Below are 17,739 nucleotides of genomic sequence, written 5' to 3'. Positions count from 1 at the left end.
TTCCTCTACTAGCACGATTCGAAGAGTTCTTGAATCTGAAGAGATGTCCTGTCAGTAGCTGTATGTCGATAGGACGCACCAATAGCGCCGCAACGACTACCCGACTCCGCTAGCAGAGTAGGTGACGTGCAGGTAAACACAGAGATCAGACCCGCCGCAATGAGCCATGCAACAGATAGCAGGCGGTCGAATAAAATCTGTAACGGCGAAGTTGCCTGCTAGTAGCTAGAAAATCAACAGAAGGACGTGGCAAATCCGCCGATAATGTGAATCGGAATTCATGAGATAACTCACAAGCCCGACAAGCGGGACAGCCGACGCGACCAGGGGCTACCCGAATCGCACCGTCTCAGACAGAATGGACCCAGAGCGACGGACCGCGACCCGCGCGGACCGGATAGTGGGGTGAATCCATGGCCGAGAAGCATGTGGTCCGCAACGGCGAGGTCGACATCGCCGTCTACGAGCAAGGCAATCCGGAGGGTCCGACGGTCCTGCTGCTGCACGGTTGGCCGGACTCACATCACCTGTGGGACAACGTCGTTCCGGAGCTGAGCACCCGATTCCGGGTATTGACTGTGGACAACCGCGGACATGGCGAGTCTTCCAATCCGCCTGGCACCTCGGCCATTTCGACCACCACATTGGCCGCCGACTACGTGGCGGTGATCGAGGCGCTCGGCAACGGCGCGCCGGTGCACATTCTCGCGCACGATTGGGGAAGCGTCGCCACCTGGGAAATCGTCTGCGGCCCCGAGGCACAGCGCCTGGTCGCGTCCTTCACCTCGGTGTCAGGGCCGAGCATCGCGCACGTCGGCACCTGGGCCCGCGACCGGCTCTCCCGGCCGACGCCGCGCAATATCGCGCTGCCACTGGCCCAGCTCGGGTCGTTCGCCTACTCGACCTTCCTGGCGTTGCCGGTACTGCCCAAGGTGGTGATCAAAGCCGGGGTCAGCGAACAGCGCTGGCGCGCAGCACTTTCCGCTGCCGAGGGGGCCGCGCCGGAGGACATCCACCTCGCTCCGACCTTCACCACGGACATGGCGAACGGCCTGCGCATCTACCGGTCGACCTGGGCCGCGAACCCGTTGCGGTCCCGCGAGGCGTTCACCACGGTCCCGACGCAGATCATCATCGGCACCCGCGATCCCGCAGTGCGCCAGTCGAGTTACGCCGACGAGGACCGCTGGGCCGACCAGGTCTGGCTGCGCGTGGTGAAAGGCGGGCACTGGCTACCGTTCTCGCATCCACGCCTGCTCGCATCGGCCACCGTCGAATTGATCGAAGCGGTGACCGGCGCACCGCAGGCCAGGACGCTGCGCCGGGCACGAATGGGCGTGCCGCGCACGGCGTTCGAGGACCGCCTCGTCGTGCTCACCGGCGGCGGCAGCGGCATCGGCCGGGCGACCGCGCTCGCCTTCGCCAGCGAAGGCGCGGAGATCGTGGTCTCCGATGTCAACGGCATCGCGGCCGAGGCGACGGTGGCACTGATCGCCCAGGCGGGCGGCGTCGGCCACGCCTACGAGGTGGACGTGTCCGACGAGACCGCGATGCGCAAGCACGCCGACGGTGTGCTCCGCGAACACGGCGTGCCCGACATCCTGATCAACAACGCGGGCATCGGACAGGCCGGGCGCTTCCTCGACACCCCTGCCGAGGACTTCGACCGGGTGCTCGACGTCAACCTGCACGGAGTCGTCAACGGCTGCCGGGCTTTCGGCGCGGCCATGGTCGAGCGTGGGCTCGGCGGGCACATCGTCAACCTGGCAAGCATGGCGGCCTACACCCCGCAGCAGGCGTTCAGTGCGTACTCGACGAGCAAGGCGGCGGTGTTCATGTTCTCCGACTGCCTGCGCGCCGAAATGGCCGAGCACGGAATCGGTGTCAGCACGATCTGCCCCGGCGTCGTGCACACCGCTATCGTCCGGAACACGAAGATGTCCGGTGTCTCCGCCGAAGAAGAGCAGCGCAGACAGGAGCGCTACGACCGCCTCTATCGCCTGCGTGGGTACGGCCCGGACAAGGTCGCCGCGCAGATCGTGCGGGCAGTGCGCAAGAACAAGGACGTGGTCCCGGTGACACCGGAAGCCAAGGCGCAGTACCTGTTCGGCAGGATCGCCCCCGGTGTCGTCCGATTCGCCGCAGCCCGAGCGAGTTTGGTGCGCTGACAGACGACGGAGGCGGTACCCGGTCGCCGTGGACCGAGTACCGCCTCCGCACCTGACGATTACCGCTCGACGATCGCCACGACGCCCTGACCACCGGCGGCACAGATGGAGATCAGCGCACGGCCGGATCCCTTCTCCGCCAGCATCTTCGCGGTCGAGGCGACGATGCGGCCGCCGGTCGCGGCGAACGGGTGGCCCGCCGCGAGCGAGGAGCCGTTGACGTTGAGCTTGCTGCGGTCGATCGCGCCGAGCGCGCCGTCGAGGCCGAGGCGCTCCTTGCAGTAGGCGTCGGACTCCCACGCGGACAGCGTCGCGAGCACAACGGAGGCGAACGCCTCGTGGATCTCGTAGTAGTCGAAGTCCTGCAGTGTCAGGCCGTTTCGGGCGAGCAGGCGCGGCACCGCGTAGGTGGGCGCCATCAGCAGGCCGTCGGGACCGTGGATGTAGTCGACCGCCGCGACCTCGCTGTCGACCAGGGTGGCAAGCACCGGCAGGTTGCGCTCGGTGGCCCATTCCTCGCTGGACAGCAGCACCGCGGAGGCGCCATCGGTCAGCGGGGTTGAGTTGCCCGCGGTCATCGTCGCGTCGCCCGCCTTGACGCCGAACACCGGCTTGAGGGTGGCCAGCTTCTCGATGGTCGAACCGGGACGCAGGTTGTCGTCGCGGGTCAGCCCGAGGAACGGGGTGATCAGGTCGTCGAAGAAGCCACGGTCGTAGGCGGCGGCCATGTTCTTGTGCGACAGGTAGGCCAGCTCGTCCTGCGCCTCGCGCGGCACGCCGAATTCCTTGGCGGTGATCGCGGCGTGCTCGCCCATGGACAGGCCGGTGCGCGGCTCGGCGTTGCGCGGGATCTCGATGCCGAGCATGCTCGGGCGCAGCTGGCCGACCAGCTTGAGGCGGTCCTTGTTGGTCTTGGCGCGGTTGGCGTCGAGCATCCACTCGCGCATGCCCTCGCTGACGCCGATGGGGGCGTCCGAGGTGGTGTCGGTGCCACCGCCGACGCCGACCTCGATGCGGCCCTGAGCAATTGCGTCACCGACGGTGACGACGGCCTGCAGGCCGGTGCCGCAGGCAAGCTGCAGGTCATGGGCCGGGGTGTAGGGGCTCAGCTTGCTGCCGAGCACGCTCTCGCGGATCATGCCGTGCTCGCCGACCCGCTTGAGGACGGCGCCACCGACGACCATGCCGAGCCGCTCGCCCTGCAGGCCGAAGCGGCTGACCAGGCCGTCCAGCGCGGCGGTGAACATGTCTTGGTTGGAGGCGTGCGCGTATGCCTTGTCGGAGCGAGCGAACGGAATCCGGTTGCCGCCCACGATCGCGACCGGGCGGGTGGTCTTACCGGTCTTGGCGGTGCTCTTCGCCGAACGGGATTTGGTTGTCACTCGAGTCTCCAGGTCTCGTTGGGGGTGTCCGGCGCTCCGGAGTCCGGTGGAGATCTCCACTGATCGGCGCCCCGTCGCGGTTGGTTTACATTAAACTTACTCTGGAGTAAGTTAGTTGTCGACACCGTACCCCGCAAAATGTGCGCCAGCAGACCTGACGGGGCCACCAGACCCGAACATCGCGGCGTGCGCGACAGTCCCGGCGGCGGTAGCTTGCGTGCCAACGTCAGGATCGTGACCGCCGCCTGTCAAACACAGAAAAGGTAGGAACAGTGGCAGCCAGCAAGAGCAAGGGTGCTCCCAACCTCTACGGATCGTTCGTTCACTCCTCCCCCGGACAGTTCCTGGCGAGCAAGCTCGGTCTGCCGCAGCCGGAGAACCTGCGCCGCTACACCGCGGGCGAACCCGCACTGCCGGGCCCGGTGCTGCTCGGCGGCAAGGGCCGGGTCGCCGAGCCGGTGCGACTGCTGCTGTCGGACTACACGTTCGTCGACGCGCCGAGTGCCGGAACCAAGCTCGGCGCGCTGGTGTTCGACGCGACCGGCATCGGTTCGATCGAGGAACTGTCGCAGCTGTTCGAGTTCTTCCAGCCCGCCATGCGCAGCATCGCCGCCTCCGGGCGCATCGTGGTGATCGGCACGACGCCGGAGCTGGCGTCGAGCGTGGACGAGCAGATCGCGCAGCGCGCGCTCGAGGGCTTCACCCGCTCGGTGGCCAAGGAACTGCTGCGCGGCGCCACCGCCCAGCTGGTGTACCTGCACCCGCAGGCCTCCACCGGCGCGACCGGCCTCGAGTCGACGCTGCGCTTCCTGCTGTCGGGCAAGTCGGCGTTCGTCGACGGCCAGGTGCTCCGGGTCGGCAAGGACGACGCCACCGCGCCTGCCAGCTGGGACAAGCCGCTGGCCGGCAAGGTCGCCGTGGTCACCGGCGCCGCGCGCGGCATCGGCGCCACCATCGCCGAGGTGTTCGCTCGGGACGGCGCCACCGTGATCGTGGCCGACATCCCCGCCGCCGGTGAGGCACTGTCGCAGACCGCCAACAAGGTCGGCGGCACCGCGCTCGCCCTCGACGTCACCTCGCCCGACGCCGCGGAGAAGCTGGCCGAGTTCGCCACCGAGCGCTTCGGCGGCATCGACATCGTCGTGCACAACGCGGGCATCACCCGCGACAAGCTGCTCGCCAACATGGACGACGGCCGCTGGAACTCGGTGCTCAACGTGAATCTCGCTGCGCCGCACCGGATCACCGAGGGCCTGGTGTCCCGTGGTGCGCTGAAGGACGGCGGCCGGGTGATCGACGTTTCCTCCATCGCAGGCATTGCGGGCAACCGCGGCCAGACCAACTACGGCACCTCCAAGGCCGGTGTCATCGGCATGGTCGACGCCGAGGCGCCGAAGCTGGCGGAGAAGGGCATCACCATCAACGCGGTGGCCCCCGGCTTCATCGAGACCGCAATGACCGCCGCCATCCCGCTGGCCACCCGTGAGGCAGGCAGGCTGATGAGCTCGCTGTCGCAGGGCGGCCAGACCGTCGACGTCGCCGAGACCATCGCCTACTTCGCCAGCCCGGCGTCGAATGCCGTGACCGGCAACATCGTTCGGGTCTGCGGGCAGAGCCTGATCGGAGCATGATGACCCAGAAGATCACGCTGAAGACACCGCCGAAGAACGGCCCGCTGTTCGTGAAGGCGGCGCTCGGCGCGGTTCCGCTGCCGCTGCTTTCGGCGCGCAAGCCGAAGCTGCCGGATCGGACGATCCAGCTCGACGGCCTGAAGGTGGATCCGGATCACCTGGCTGCCTACTGCCGGGCGACCGGGCTGCGGTTCAACGATGCGCTGCCGCTGACCTATCCGTTCGTCCTCACCTTCCCGATCGTGATGCAACTCGTTGTGCAGCGCGACTTTCCGTTCGTCGCGGTCGGTGCGGTGCACGCGAACAACGTGATCGAGCGGACCCGCGACATCTCGGTGAGCGAGCCGCTGGACATCAAGTCGCACATCGAGAACCTGCGCGAGCACCCGAAGGGGCTGCTCGTCGACGCGATCACCGAGATCAGCGTCGGCCGCGAGCTGGTCTGGCGACAGGTCACCACCTTCCTGCACCAGCAGCGCACCTCGCTGTCGGGCGGCCCGAAGCCGGAGCCGAAGCCGGACGAGGTTCCGCCGCCGCCGCTGCGCACCTGGCGGGTCGATCAGAAGACGATCAACCAGTACGCCTCGGCCTCCGGCGATCACAACCCGATCCACACCTCGGGCTTGGGCGCCAAGGCTTTCGGCTTCCAGAAGCCGATCGCGCACGGGATGTGGTCGGCCGCGCATATTCTCGGCACGATCGAGGGGCGGGTGCCTGGCAAGGCCACCTATGAGGTGAAGTTCGGCAAGCCGATCTTCCTGCCTTCGACGGTGAACGTGTACGCCGATCAGGTCGAGGGCGGCTGGGATCTGGCCGTGCTCAACCCGAAGAAGGGCTTCCCGCACCTCACCGCCACTCTGCGCTGACGTACGGAAACGACAGAGCCGCACCCTGTTCCATCGGGTGCGGCTCTGTTCGTTCAGCAGCTGCAGTCGCAGCCGCAGCAGTCACAGGAGCAGGAATCGCAGCAGCCGCCACAGCCGCCATCGCTGCAACCGCTGCAGTCACATCTCTTGATCCAGGCGTCCTTGCGCTCGCCGCTGCACGGCCGGGTGTGGTCGGCGCAGCAGGCGTACCCGGTGCAGTAGGCGCCGAGAATCAAGGTGAGGGACTCGCCGATTCCCGGACGGCGCGTCGGCCGACGATTCCCCGGTAGGTGCGCCTGCGGTGTCACGAGGTCGAGCATCTGTGGCACTACGGCGTCCCCGGCCTCGTTGGTGTGGCGAGAGACGTTGCAGCTGTGTGCGATACCTGCGCCGATACCCCGCCCCAGCCGGCCGAGCACCGCCCTCAGCGGATCGAGCAGCATCCAGCGGACGGTGGGGACCTCGTCGAGTTCCGCCGCCGCGACCGCATCGCGCAGCCGTGCATTCGATTCGCGCAGCAGGTCATACGCCTGCGGCATGCTGGTTCCGGTGGCGGCGAGCGGATTGAACCGGCCACGCGCCTGGTCCTGCTCGAAGTCCTGCACGGCGTCAGCGAGATGCGCGATCCGGCCGAATTGCCAACCCGCACTGCGCATGGCATCGACGTTGTCCGGGCGACCGGCCAATACCGCTGTGTGCGCGAAGAATTCCGATGCGCAGAGCTGAGTCGGTGCGGTGGTCCACGCCAACGGCTCGGCGTCATTACTCATCGCTTCGCGCCATAACGGGGACGCAGCCAAGGATTCGGAAACACGGGTCTGGTTCGCACCGACCAGCGCCGCCGCCTCCAGCTGCGTCTGGGCACCGAGCGCGGCAACCAAGGATTCGACGTCGAGGCCGATCCGCTGCGCACTGTCCTGCGCCTGCCCGGCCCACCTGCTCGCCGCCTTCGCCATCGGGGTTCGCGCCAATGCACGCGCATCGCCGTCTGCCACGTGATCGCGAATCTTGGCCGACGCCAACAACAGCGACGCGGTCGTGGCCAGCTGCACGCCCGGCGAATCCGCCGTCGCCACCGATGCGCGTTGCATGCCGCGCAGGGCGCAGCGTCCCGCAGTGGTCCGCTCGACGTCACCGGACAGTTGCGCCTCGGTGAGCATGCTCAACACGATCGCGTCGACATTGGTTGTCGCACGGGCCAACTGCCCATGCCCGTCGCGTAGGCCGAGGCACAGTCCGCACAGATGCGCGCGCCATTCGGCCCTATCGATTCCGTACTTCGCGGCACCATGCGCACACGGCCTGAGCAAGCCGAACAATTCCGCCCCGTTTCTCCCCGACCCGAGATCGTCTGTACGTGTTGATCTCCGGCACTCTCGCAGGCCGTTGCCGACGCGGCAACCGCAACGCCGAAATTCCCGGCGTTATTCGGCTTTCTTGCGTCCGGCCAGACCGCGCCAGGCCAGGTCGTCGAGCAGATCGACGGCCTCGGCGACCTCGATGCGGCCGCTGGCCACCCGATCGGCGATGGCCTCGCCCGCGCCGATCACCGCGACGGCGACCACATCGAAGTTGGTGCCGGGCTCGGCGTGCTTGGCACTGGATTCGAGCAGCTTGGCGGTGAGTTCGATGACGCGCTCGCGGGCGTTCTCGATCTCGGACGCGAACGCTTGCTGGCCGATGGCCTGGCGGTAGAGCACCTGCCAGGAGCGGCGGTTGCGGTCGACGAAACCGAGGAATCCCTCCAGCGCGACGCGCACCTGCTCGTGCGGCGAGAGCTGCGGGTTGCCCGCGGGAACCACCGATTCGATGAAGCGCAGGCCCTCGCGCTGGATGCACGCGCGGAACAGTTCGTCCTTCGAGCCGTAGTAGAGATACAGCATCGGCTTCGATATTTTCGCCTCGGCGGCAATGGCATCCATCGACGTATCGTGGAAGCCTTTCCGCGAGAACACCTCGACAGCGGCATCGAGCATCTGCTGCTCACGAACCGCCCGAGGAAGTCGCTTCGTTCCGCCCGCCATCCACTCTCCTACCGCATGGTGAAGTTCATATATTACTCCAAGGTAAGTTCCGTGGGTTGGATTTGCTCCCCAGTCGCGGGAACCACACCTCAGCAGTGCGGCAGCGCGCCCTTGAACCTGGCCATCCGCAGCACCGACGCGTCGACCTGCGCAGCGGGCAGACGCCCTGCCTTGACGGCCTGCTCGAGCCGATCGAGCACGCTCGGCACCGCGTCGGTGGTGATCCACAGTGCGTTGTCGGCCCCAGCCACCAGCGCGGCCTCCACCGCCTCCTCGATGGACATCCGGTTGGTGATCGCGGCCATGCCGCCGAGGTCATCGGTGAAGATCGGGCCTTGGAACGGCGCGGCACCGTAGCCCTTGCCCTCGCGCAGCAGCGCCATCACCTGGGGGCTGATGCTCGCAGGCACGTCAGGGGTGGTGAGACCGGGCACGTCGAGATGACCGATCATCACCGCGGCGCCGGAACCGATCAGCGCGCGGAACGGGACGAGATCGACGGTCTGCAGGCTGTCCAGCGGCGGCGTCCTGACCGCGCCACGGTGCGAATCGCCAGAGCCGGAGCCGTGGCCGGGGAAGTGCTTCATCACGGTGCCGACGCCGACCTCGCGCATCGCCTGGATGTAGGCCTCGGCGTAGCGGGTGACCTCGGCGGGGTCGGCGGAGAAGGAACGATCGCCGATGACGGAGTCGCCCGGCTGGCTGCTCACATCGACATCGGGGGCGAAGTTCACCGTGATGCCCAGGTCCTTCAGGGCACGGCCCCTGGTCACGGTCGCGTCGCGGAACTGCTCTGGCGTCATCGACTGCACGGTCGACCTGGCCGAGGGTGCTACCCCGATCAGATTCTTGGCGCGCGAGACGCGACCACCCTCTTCATCGATGGTCACCATCAGCGGCACCTTGGCCGCCTGCTTGACCTGCGCGAGCTGACCGGAGGCGAGCAGCGACGGCTCGGTCCAGCTGCCGACGAAGATCCCGCCGACCTGCTCGGTGGACACCACATTCGTCGCGTCGGCCTTGCCGGTGATGCCAACGGTCAACAACTGGGCCAGCTTCTGGCGGAGGGTGAACTGCGCCAGATAGCCGGCGGAGCAATCCGGCGGCACGGATGTGGTTGCTTGCGTTGACGATCCGGGAGTCACGCCGGGCACCGCCTCCGTGGACGGGGTCGGGCCGCTGCCACCACCGTTCGAACAGGCGGTCGCGACGGCGGCCAGCACGGCGAGCACGAGCATGGGCGTCTTCCGCATGGGGGACAACCGTACTGTTCACCCGCCGTCACGGCGCGGTCGGGTGGGCGGGGTTTGCGGTTCGATCCTGCGCGCCAGCCGGTGCGGACGGCCCACCGAGGGTAACCTTGTTGGATAGCCGTGAGTCTCCCACCAGGAGGTCCCGTGCCCTGCGATCTGATGCTCATTGCCTACGACGGGTCCGAGAACGCCAAGCGGGCCATTGAATACGCCGGGCGGTTCCTCAGCGCGAACAGAGCGATCGTGCTGACCGCGTGGGAGCCGATGGTGCGGCAAGCCGCTCGCCTGTCCGGCCTGTCCGGGGTGATGCAACCGGAATGGGTACCCGACGAGGAGATCGAGGACGTCGCCTACGTCGACGCCCGCACGATCAACACCGAGGGCGTCCGGCTGGCCAAGCTCGCCGGACTCAACGCCGAGGCACGCACCGCCGAATGCACGACGACCATCTGGAACGCCATCGTCGAATGCGCCGACGACCTGGACGTCGACATCATCGTCGCGGGCACCCGCGGCGCCACCGGCATCCGCGCCCTCATGCACAGCAGCGTCGCCGACGCGGTCCTCAAGCACTGCCACCGGCCGGTCCTCATGGTCCCGCCCGGTAAGGAGCCTGCGAAATCCCGCTAGCGGGTTGGCCGGTGGACTACCCACAGACCGTCCACATGTTTCACAGGGCCTGCAGCCTCTGTGAACCGTATGGAACCGCTGTGGTCCAACAACCGGGCTGACGCACAGTCTCGCGGTCGGTGCAGCTGCGGTTGTCGTGGATGGGTGGGGTGAGATGTGGGTCGCTCTGCGGGTTGTGGGGGCGGGAGCGGAGTTAGGGTCGAGGAATCATGGATGGATTCCTGCTTGCACAGCCGGACGGGGTCGTCCGGGCATTCGGTAGCCGGGTCGCCTTCGATGAGGCGGATCGCGCAGTGGCCGCGTTGCGCGCGGGCAGCGCGGATTGGATCGTCGGCGCGCTGCCGTTCGATCCGCGTCGGCCTGCCGCGCTCAGCGTGCCGGAACGCGTGGAACACACCGCAGGCCCGTGGCGGCCCGCTGCGCTGCCCGAGTTGCCCGCCGTCCAGGTTGTCACCGAGATCCCCAGTGCGGCAGAACATATCGCGCGCGTGACCAAGCTGGTCGAGCAGCTCAACGACCCGGCGCAGCCGCTGCGCAAAGTGGTCGCTGCGCGATCGGTGCTCGCCGAGGCGGCCTCGGCGTTGGAGCCCGAACTCGTGGCGGCACAGTTGCTTACGCGGCATCCACACGCGAATGTCTTCGCGGTCGACCTGACACCGGCCGGGCGCACCGGAGCGACCCTGATCGGCGCGACCCCCGAGGTGCTGATCGCCAGGCACGGCGACACGGTGACACTGCGCCCGCTGGCAGGCACCCTGGCACGGCGTGCCGATCCGGACGCCGACGCAGCCCAGGCACGAGAACTGCTGGCCAGCACCAAGAATCGCGATGAGCACGCCTTCGTCATCGAATGGATCCGCGAGCAGCTCAGCCCGCTCTGTGCCGAGTTGTCCATCCCCGACGGCCCGGAACTCGTACACACGCACGAGGTCTGGCATCTCGCCACCCCGATCACCGGCAGGCTGCGCGACTCAGCGACCACCGCGCTCGACCTCGCGCTGCTGCTGCACCCCACCCCCGCCGTCTGTGGCACCCCGACCGATCTGGCGCTCGACACGATCGCCGATATGGAGGAGGACCGCGGCTTCTACGGTGGCGCTGTCGGCTGGTGCGACGCGAACGGCGACGGGTCATGGGTGGTCGCGATCCGCAGCGCGGAATTGTCTGCCGACGGGCGGACCGTGCAGGCCTACGCGGGCGGCGGCATCGTCGCTGCCTCGGATCCCAAAACCGAACTCGACGAGACAACTGCCAAACTCCGCACGCTGCTCGGCAGTCTGAACTGCGCGGTGCCCGCGCACTAGGAAGCTCGGTCCGCCCAACCGTCCCGAGCTCCTACCCGTGGCCCTTCGGACGTTTCCGATCTTCGAGTGAGCGGTGCCACAGCCGCGGCGTCCGCGCACCGACATCGCCAATCGGCGGGCTGAACGCACCGGATACGGGCGTGGGCTGCTAGGTTGACCGGGAATGTGCCTGCATCGATGTATTGGAGTACCGCAATGAAGTTTGCTGTTCCTGGTGTTGCGAGTGCTGTCGGCGGCGCTGTGCTCGGCGTGATCGCGGTGCTCCTCGTGACGGTGGCGGTGCAGCAGAACTCGCGTCCGGACATCGACCGCAGCGGCGACAAGGACTCCTCGTTGCTGAACAACGTCGAGTACGGCAGTCGCTGAGCCACTGACCCCCGCTTCACCTGCCGATTCGCCCGCAACGTCCGCGGCGCCACGGCGGCACAGTGCTGCGCGGCGGCGGTCGGAATCCGCACTGAAGCAGCAGGACACCGCACCGCTCGGTAGGCGCTGGTTCGCTGCGACGGTGCTCATGGCGTTCCTGCTCACCTTCCTGCAGGCGCCGGGCCTCACCGTCGCCGACACCAAATACGACCTGGCCCAGAACCCGCTCGGCTTCCTCGAACGCGCCAGCCATCTGTGGAGCAGCCAGGCCCCGATGGGCCAGGTGCAGAACCAGGCCTACGGCTACTTCTTCCCGCACGGCGCGTTCTTCTCCCTCGGGCACGTGCTCGGCCTGCCCGCCTGGGCCACCCAACGCATCTGGTGGGCGCTGCTGCTGCTCGCCGGCTTCTGGGGCATCATCCGGCTCTGCGAAACGCTCGGCATCGGCACCCGCGGCTCCCGCATCATCGCGGCGGTCGCGTTCGCGCTGTCACCGCGCGTACTCACCACGCTCGGCTCGATCTCGTCGGAGACGCTGCCGATGATGTTGGCGCCGTGGGTCTTGCTCGCACCCGCCGCGCTCGGCAGGCTCCGGCGCGGCGGTGCGAGGTCCGCGGCCGGTAGTGCGCTCGCGCTGGCGCTGATGGGGTCGGTCAACGCCGTCGCGACCGTTGCCGCGTTTCTGCCCGCGTTCCTCTGGTGGGCTTCGTACCGCCCGAATCGGGCATGGTGGCGCTTCACCATCACGTGGGCGCCGCTGCTCGTGCTCGCCACGTTCTGGTGGGCGGTGCCGCTGCTGCTGCTCGGCAAGGTGAGTCCGCCGTTCCTGGACTACATCGAATCCTCCGGCGTGACAACGCAATGGGCGTCACTGGCCGAGGTGCTGCGCGGCACGGACAGCTGGACACCGTTCGTCTCGCCCGAACGCATCGCGGGCGCGGTGCTGGTGACCCAGCCCGCCGCCGTGCTCGCCACCGGGCTGCTCGCCGCGGCGGGCATGGCCGGTTTGGCGTTGCGCTCCATGCCTTATCGCGGTCGGCTCACCCTGATCCTCGGTGTCGGGCTGGTCGGCATCTGCGCCGGGTACGTCGGTGAGCTCGGTGGACCGTTCGCGGAATCGGTGCGCCTGTTCCTGGATTCCGGCGGCGCGCCGCTGCGCAATGTGCACAAGCTGGAGCCGCTGATCCGCATCCCGCTGGTGCTCGGCCTGGCGCAGCTGCTGGCCAGGGTGCCGCTGCCCGCCTCGGTGCCGATGCCGGTGTGGCGCAGCGCGTTCGCGCATCCCGAGCGCGATCGCGCGGTCGCGGTGGCCGCCCTGATCCTGACCGCCCTCACCCTGTCCACCTCGCTGGCCTGGACCGGCAAGCTGGCCCCGCGCGGCGCCTACGACCGGGTACCCGCGTACTGGGAGCAGACCGCGGACTGGTTGCACCGCAATGCTTCCGACACCCGCGCTCTGGTCGTGCCCGGTGCGCCGTTCGGCAGCCAGGTGTGGGGACTGACCCGCGACGAGCCGCTGCAGGCCTTGGCGAGCACACCGTGGGCGGTCCGCGACTCCGTGCCGCTCAACCCGCCGGGCACCATCCGCGCGATGGATTCCGTGCAGCGGCTGATCGCCGACGGACGGCCGTCGACCGGCCTCGCCGCGACGCTGGCCGGACAGGGCATCGGAATCCTGGTGTTGCGCAACGATCTCGACCCGGAGACGTCGCGGTCCACCCGCCCGATGCTTGCGCACCGGGCCATCGATGGTTCGCCGGGACTGACCGAGGTGGCGGCGTTCGGCGATCCGATCGAGCCTGCCGTCATCGCCGAGGATCTGGTCGCGGACGGCGACCTGCGCCCCGCGTACCCGGCCGTCGAGATCTACCGCGTCGAGACGCCGACGCCGGGCACACCGGCCCAGGTGCGCTCCGGAACCGGTGCGCCGCCGTCGTTTCCGGGCGCTTACACGGTTCCGCTCGAGTCGCTTCCTGTCGTGCAGGGCGGGCCCGAGGTGCTCGAACGCCTGCACCGCGACGGTGCAGGCACCGAAACCCCCACCCTGCTCGCCGCCGACGCGGCGCGCGCCGGGCTGCCCATCGGCCCGATGACCGTCACTGACACTCCGATGGATCGCGAAACCGATTTCGGTCGGGTGGACAACCACAATTCGGCCGTCCGCGCGCCCGACGATGCCCGCCGCACTCACAATCTCGTACCCGACTATCCGGTGCCCGGCGCCGAACCAATGCGCGGGGAATGGTCGGGCGCCACCATCACGGCGTCCAGCTCCGCCGCCGACGCCACTCAGCTAGGCGGCGCGGCGCCGGGCAGCTCGACCGCGGCCGTCGTCGACGGCGACCCGGCAACGGCCTGGATCAGCAACGGAACCGAATACGCGCTGGGGCAATGGCTTCGGCTCGATTTGGCACAGCCGATCAAGGCGGGCCAACTGAGCTTCCGCACCAGCGCGGCCGCCATCGGCGACCCGGTGAAGTGGGTCGAGGTGCGCACCGCCAACGGCACCGTGTCCACCCGGATACCCGAACCCGTTGCACCGGTATCGGTTTCGCTGCCGCCCGGCACGACGCAGTGGATCACGATGACCGCCATCCGCACCGAAAACGGCAAACGTGGTGCACAGTTCGGCATCAGCGAGCTGACGCTGGAGGACTACTCCGTCCACGACCAGCCCGTCCCCGTCGATATCCGGCATCGGACGGTGCTGCCGCCGACCCAGCATGGCGCGCAGGTGCGCGGGTGGGATCTCGGGCAGGAATTCCCCGGGCGCAGTGCCTGTTTCGATTCGCCGAATCGGGTGCGGTGCAGCAAGGGACTCGCGCTGGCGCCGGAGGAGCCCGGCACCTTCGAACGCACCTTGTCGGTGCCCGAGCCGATGTTCGTCACCCCGGAGTTGACCGTCCGCACCAGGCAGGGCCCTGCGCTGGAGGCGTTGCTCACCGACCACGAACGCCCGGTCGCGCGGGGCAAGGGCGATGTCGGCGACCTGCGCGGTGCCGCGTTCGCCGCGACGGACGGTGATCCGCGCACCAGCTGGACCGCGCCGGAAGAGTCGGTACGGGTGCTGACCGGCGCCAAGCCGACACTCACGCTCGAGCTGCCCGCGCCGACGCTGGTGACCGGACTGGAGTTGACGCCGTCGCTAGGCGGTCTGCCCGCCGCGCCGACCTCGGTGGTGGTGAACCTCGGTGCCGGACCGCAGGTTAGCGCGCTGGACAAGACCGAACCGGGCGTGCCTGCCCGGATCTCTTTGTACCCGACGGTGACCGACCGCATCGAGCTCAGCATCCAGGCATGGCAGCCGGTATTGGACCGGACCGCACTCGGTTTCGCCCTGTCGCAGCCCACCGGGCTGGCCGAGGTGTCGGTGCTCGGCCCCGAGTACCCGGCCCCTGCGGCGCTGGACCGGGAGATCACCGTGCCGTGCGAGACGGGCCCGGTGATCAACGTCGGCGGCCAGCTCCTGCGCACCACCGTCACCGCGACCGCAGGCGAACTGCGCTCCGGGGCACCGGTTTCCGCCCGCGTCTGCCCTGCCCAGTTCGACTCCGGCGAGTCGACGACCTTCGGGCTGGCCGCAGGGCGCGCCGATGTCGCCGTCGCACCGACCGAGCTGTTCTTCGTCGACCGGCTCCGCCTCGACCGGGCAGGCGTCCCCGTCCCGGCCGAATCGACCTCGGGCACCCAAGTATTGGTGTTGCCGCTGAGCACCAACGTCGGCTGGCGTGCAACGACTTCCGACGGACGCACCCTGGCGCCCCTCGTCATCGACGGCTGGCAGCAAGCGTGGTTGCTCCCCGCCGACGCGACGGGCCCGATCACCGTCTCCTTTCCGGTCGACCGCTGGTATCGCCTCGGCATCTTCGGCGGCCTCCTGCTCCTGCTTCCCCTGATCGCCCTTGCCGTTCCATGGCGCCCGCGCGCCACGAAAACGGTTGACTCCGAAGCGAAACCCGCGCCACCGACGTGGGGTACCCGCTGGGTCGGCGCGCTCGGACTCGGCGCGGCGGCGACGCTCATCGCGGGTCCGGTCGGCACCGTTGTCACTGTCGGTGCCATCGCAGCCGCCCGTTTCCTGCCGCAGTGGACGCCGAAGGCGCTTGTCATCGTCGCGGGGATGGGCACGGCGTTGTCGGCGGCGGCGCTGTCCACCGGTCCGTGGCGCGCTTCGGGTGGATACATGGGTGGTTCGTTGTGGGCGCAGGTGCCGGGGTTGCTTGCGGTGATCGCCGTCGGCGTTGCCGCGCTGCCTCCCCGCCGCAAGACCGAGTAACTCCGATATTCCGGGATCAAAGCAGCCCAGCGCAGGTCCACACTCAGCGAATTCGGCAGGCCGACCTGCGCGGACCGTCAGTTGGGCTGCGCTGCAACGTACCTCGTTGCTAGTGTCACGACGCGTGAGTACCTGTGCCGAATGCGGTTTCGTCTACGATCTGACCCGCGCGCCGGAGGTGGCGTCGCTGGCCAGAGAGCACGCCGTTGAGTACGCCGACTTACTCCTGACCGATTCGCCGAAGCTGCGGCAGCGGCCGGAACCCGAAGTGTGGTCGCCGTTGGAGTACGCCTGCCACATGCGGGATGTGCTTCTCGCGCAACGGGAACGCGTCCTGGCGGCCCGGCGTGCCACGACGCCCGAGGCCATCCCGATGGGTCGCGACGAGCGGGTCGAGCACGACGGCTATGCGGAGCAACGACCCTCGGACGTCGGCCGCCAACTCAGGGACGCGGCCTTGCTTTTCGCCAACGTGCTCGAGCGACTCGATGCCGCCGACTGGGAACGGACGCTGGTCTTCCCGTTCCCCGAGCGAGAGGAACGCACGCTGCGCTGGCTCGCGGTGCACACCCTGCACGAGCTCCGCCACCACCTGCTCGACATGCATCGGCAGTTGGATACCAGCCCCGTCTGATCAGGACCGCCGGTGCGGGTTACTCCCGCACCGGCTCGGCCTTGTCCCAGGTGCGCGTCCACTGCCGAATCGGTTCCTCGATCAATGCGTAGCTGGCCGCCGCGATGGGCAGCGTCAGCGCGATCGTCAGGGTGAGGACGTAGCCGAAGTTCCCACGGAACGGCAGGATTCCGAACACCGGGAACACCACCGACAGCACCGCGAGATGCCAGAGGAAGATGCCGTAGGACCAGCGCCCGATGGTCGCGGCGACCCGTGATTCCAGCCAGCGGTGCGATCGGTCTGCGGCACCGAGCACCAGCGGAGCGAGCAGCGCGAAGCCGATGATCGCACCCAGTGCCATCTTCGCCGCGTACTGCCACGGCGCAGCGTGGGTGAGCCCGGCAGGCCCGCCGACATCGGTTGCCGAGACCAGGAAGGCGATCAGAGCAATGGCCCACATCAGCGGCTGCTTGCCGAGGAACCGCCATCGTTGTGATAGCCGTTCGCTATCGAAAGACAACTCGGCCAACACCATTCCCATCGCGAACCACGGGAGATATGCAGGCAGCCAATTGTCGGAATGAATCGCGTCGGGCGTCGGCACCGGAATGAAGTTCCAACCCAGGCACACGACGGCCGCCGTGAGAATCACCGGAACCCGCAGGCGGGCGGCGGCGCCACGCAACCGCACCACCGCGAACGCGAGTATCGGCAACACCAGATAGAAAGCCACCTCGACCGAAAGGCTCCACATCTGGGTCAGCCCGTCGGTCAATGTCAAGGGCACGAACACTTGCAGCAGCGCCAGATTCGACATCCAGACCCGCAGCCCCGCCGTCCCGGCCGCACCGGGCAGCAGCACGAGCACCGCGCACACCACCACCCAGTACGCAGGCAGAATGCGCGCGGCACGATGCCGCAGGTAATAGCCGACCGACGGCGCAGGCCGCACGCCGCGGGCCGCGGCGGCGTGCGGGCGCCAGAGCAAAAAGCCGGAGAGCCCGAAGAACACCGCGACGGCCATGTCGAATCGTCCCCACACCCGACCGATCACCGGGGTGCCCGCGGCGCCGGTCTGGAATGCGACGTGCGTCAACAGCACACCGAGAGCGGCCATTCCACGCATACCTTCCAGCGCGGGAAGGAAGGCGCGGGATCGGACCGATTCGGCCGCAGGGGCGACGACATCGGCGGGTACGGGCGCGGTTGCGGTCATCAGGTCC

13 protein-coding genes are annotated in these 17,739 nt (G+C 68.3%); 8 read left to right on the top strand and 5 right to left on the bottom strand.

The window, feature by feature from the left end; genetic code table 11:
• The first annotated feature begins 413 nt into the window (after positions 1 to 413).
• Complete coding sequence (locus tag NA11_RS17565; protein ID WP_069162994.1) at positions 414 to 2,168, top strand: SDR family oxidoreductase; 1,755 nt, start codon at positions 414 to 416, stop codon at positions 2,166 to 2,168.
• A gap of 59 nt (positions 2,169 to 2,227) precedes the next feature.
• Here the strand turns inward: NA11_RS17565 and NA11_RS17560 are convergent, their stop codons facing one another.
• Complete coding sequence (locus NA11_RS17560) at positions 2,228 to 3,550, bottom strand: acetyl-CoA C-acetyltransferase (protein ID WP_069162993.1); 1,323 nt, start codon at positions 3,548 to 3,550, stop codon at positions 2,228 to 2,230.
• 272 nt (positions 3,551 to 3,822) lie between these two features.
• Between NA11_RS17560 and NA11_RS17555 the strand changes: the two genes are divergently transcribed.
• Together NA11_RS17555 and NA11_RS17550 are read left to right on the top strand one after the other, a co-directional pair.
• A complete protein-coding gene (locus tag NA11_RS17555) occupies positions 3,823 to 5,181 on the top strand; it encodes a 3-oxoacyl-ACP reductase (protein WP_069162992.1) in 1,359 nt (452 codons plus the stop codon).
• Positions 5,181 to 6,047: a MaoC family dehydratase gene (locus tag NA11_RS17550; RefSeq protein ID WP_084654715.1), complete on the top strand. Its 867-nt coding sequence runs from the start codon at positions 5,181 to 5,183 to the stop codon at positions 6,045 to 6,047. The genes NA11_RS17555 and NA11_RS17550 overlap by 1 nt, the downstream gene beginning before the upstream one ends.
• A gap of 53 nt (positions 6,048 to 6,100) precedes the next feature.
• Here the strand turns inward: NA11_RS17550 and NA11_RS17545 are convergent, their stop codons facing one another.
• The 3 genes from NA11_RS17545 to NA11_RS17535 form a co-directional block, all read right to left on the bottom strand.
• Positions 6,101 to 7,357 (bottom strand): DUF5685 family protein, encoded by a 1,257-nt coding sequence (locus NA11_RS17545; RefSeq protein WP_245745926.1) that lies wholly within the window; start codon positions 7,355 to 7,357, stop codon positions 6,101 to 6,103.
• A gap of 114 nt (positions 7,358 to 7,471) precedes the next feature.
• The gene (locus NA11_RS17540; RefSeq protein WP_069162989.1) at positions 7,472 to 8,071 is read right to left on the bottom strand and encodes a TetR/AcrR family transcriptional regulator; all 600 of its coding nucleotides are present in this window, start codon (positions 8,069 to 8,071) and stop codon (positions 7,472 to 7,474) included.
• 89 nt (positions 8,072 to 8,160) lie between these two features.
• Positions 8,161 to 9,324, bottom strand: a complete 1,164-nt coding sequence (locus NA11_RS17535; protein WP_069162988.1) for a glycoside hydrolase family 3 N-terminal domain-containing protein — start codon at positions 9,322 to 9,324, stop codon at positions 8,161 to 8,163.
• Positions 9,325 to 9,468: 144 nt separating this feature from the next.
• Here NA11_RS17535 and NA11_RS17530 point away from each other — a divergent pair, with 144 nt between their 5' ends.
• The 5 genes from NA11_RS17530 to NA11_RS17515 all read left to right on the top strand — a co-directional run bounded on the left by NA11_RS17530 (position 9,469) and on the right by NA11_RS17515 (position 16,534).
• A complete protein-coding gene (locus NA11_RS17530) occupies positions 9,469 to 9,954 on the top strand; it encodes a universal stress protein (RefSeq protein ID WP_069162987.1) in 486 nt (161 codons plus the stop codon).
• A 209-nt stretch (positions 9,955 to 10,163) separates the two neighbouring features.
• Positions 10,164 to 11,258, top strand: coding sequence for an isochorismate synthase (locus NA11_RS17525; RefSeq protein ID WP_069162986.1), 1,095 nt, complete (start codon positions 10,164 to 10,166; stop codon positions 11,256 to 11,258).
• A gap of 195 nt (positions 11,259 to 11,453) precedes the next feature.
• Positions 11,454 to 11,624: a DUF2613 domain-containing protein gene (locus tag NA11_RS43945; RefSeq protein WP_083894819.1), complete on the top strand. Its 171-nt coding sequence runs from the start codon at positions 11,454 to 11,456 to the stop codon at positions 11,622 to 11,624.
• Between the two features lie 148 nt (positions 11,625 to 11,772).
• On the top strand, positions 11,773 to 15,900 hold the full coding sequence (locus tag NA11_RS17520) for an alpha-(1->3)-arabinofuranosyltransferase (protein ID WP_084654713.1): 4,128 nt from the start codon (positions 11,773 to 11,775) through the stop codon (positions 15,898 to 15,900).
• 187 nt (positions 15,901 to 16,087) lie between these two features.
• Entirely contained in the window at positions 16,088 to 16,534 is a 447-nt protein-coding gene (locus tag NA11_RS17515; RefSeq protein ID WP_245745930.1) for a DinB family protein, read from the top strand.
• 19 nt (positions 16,535 to 16,553) lie between these two features.
• Here NA11_RS17515 and NA11_RS17510 read toward each other — a convergent pair whose 3' ends face one another.
• Entirely contained in the window at positions 16,554 to 17,732 is a 1,179-nt protein-coding gene (locus NA11_RS17510; RefSeq protein ID WP_069162985.1) for an acyltransferase family protein, read from the bottom strand.
• Between the last annotated feature and the right edge of the window lie 7 nt (positions 17,733 to 17,739).

The sequence above is a fragment of the Nocardia altamirensis NBRC 108246 genome (genome assembly GCF_001612685.1).
GTDB classification, from domain to species: domain Bacteria; phylum Actinomycetota; class Actinomycetes; order Mycobacteriales; family Mycobacteriaceae; genus Nocardia; species Nocardia altamirensis.
This window is presented reverse-complemented; position numbering and strand designations above follow the sequence as displayed.

Coding starts and splice junctions, on each gene's coding strand:
- NA11_RS17525 (WP_069162986.1), top strand. CDS start 10,164: ATGGATGGATTCCTGCTTGCACAGCCGGACGGGGTCGTCCGGGCATTC.
- NA11_RS17540 (WP_069162989.1), bottom strand. CDS start 8,071: ATGGCGGGCGGAACGAAGCGACTTCCTCGGGCGGTTCGTGAGCAGCAG.
- NA11_RS17535 (WP_069162988.1), bottom strand. CDS start 9,324: ATGCGGAAGACGCCCATGCTCGTGCTCGCCGTGCTGGCCGCCGTCGCG.
- NA11_RS17510 (WP_069162985.1), bottom strand. CDS start 17,732: ATGACCGCAACCGCGCCCGTACCCGCCGATGTCGTCGCCCCTGCGGCC.
- NA11_RS17565 (WP_069162994.1), top strand. CDS start 414: ATGGCCGAGAAGCATGTGGTCCGCAACGGCGAGGTCGACATCGCCGTC.
- NA11_RS17520 (WP_084654713.1), top strand. CDS start 11,773: ATGGCGTTCCTGCTCACCTTCCTGCAGGCGCCGGGCCTCACCGTCGCC.
- NA11_RS43945 (WP_083894819.1), top strand. CDS start 11,454: ATGAAGTTTGCTGTTCCTGGTGTTGCGAGTGCTGTCGGCGGCGCTGTG.
- NA11_RS17550 (WP_084654715.1), top strand. CDS start 5,181: ATGACCCAGAAGATCACGCTGAAGACACCGCCGAAGAACGGCCCGCTG.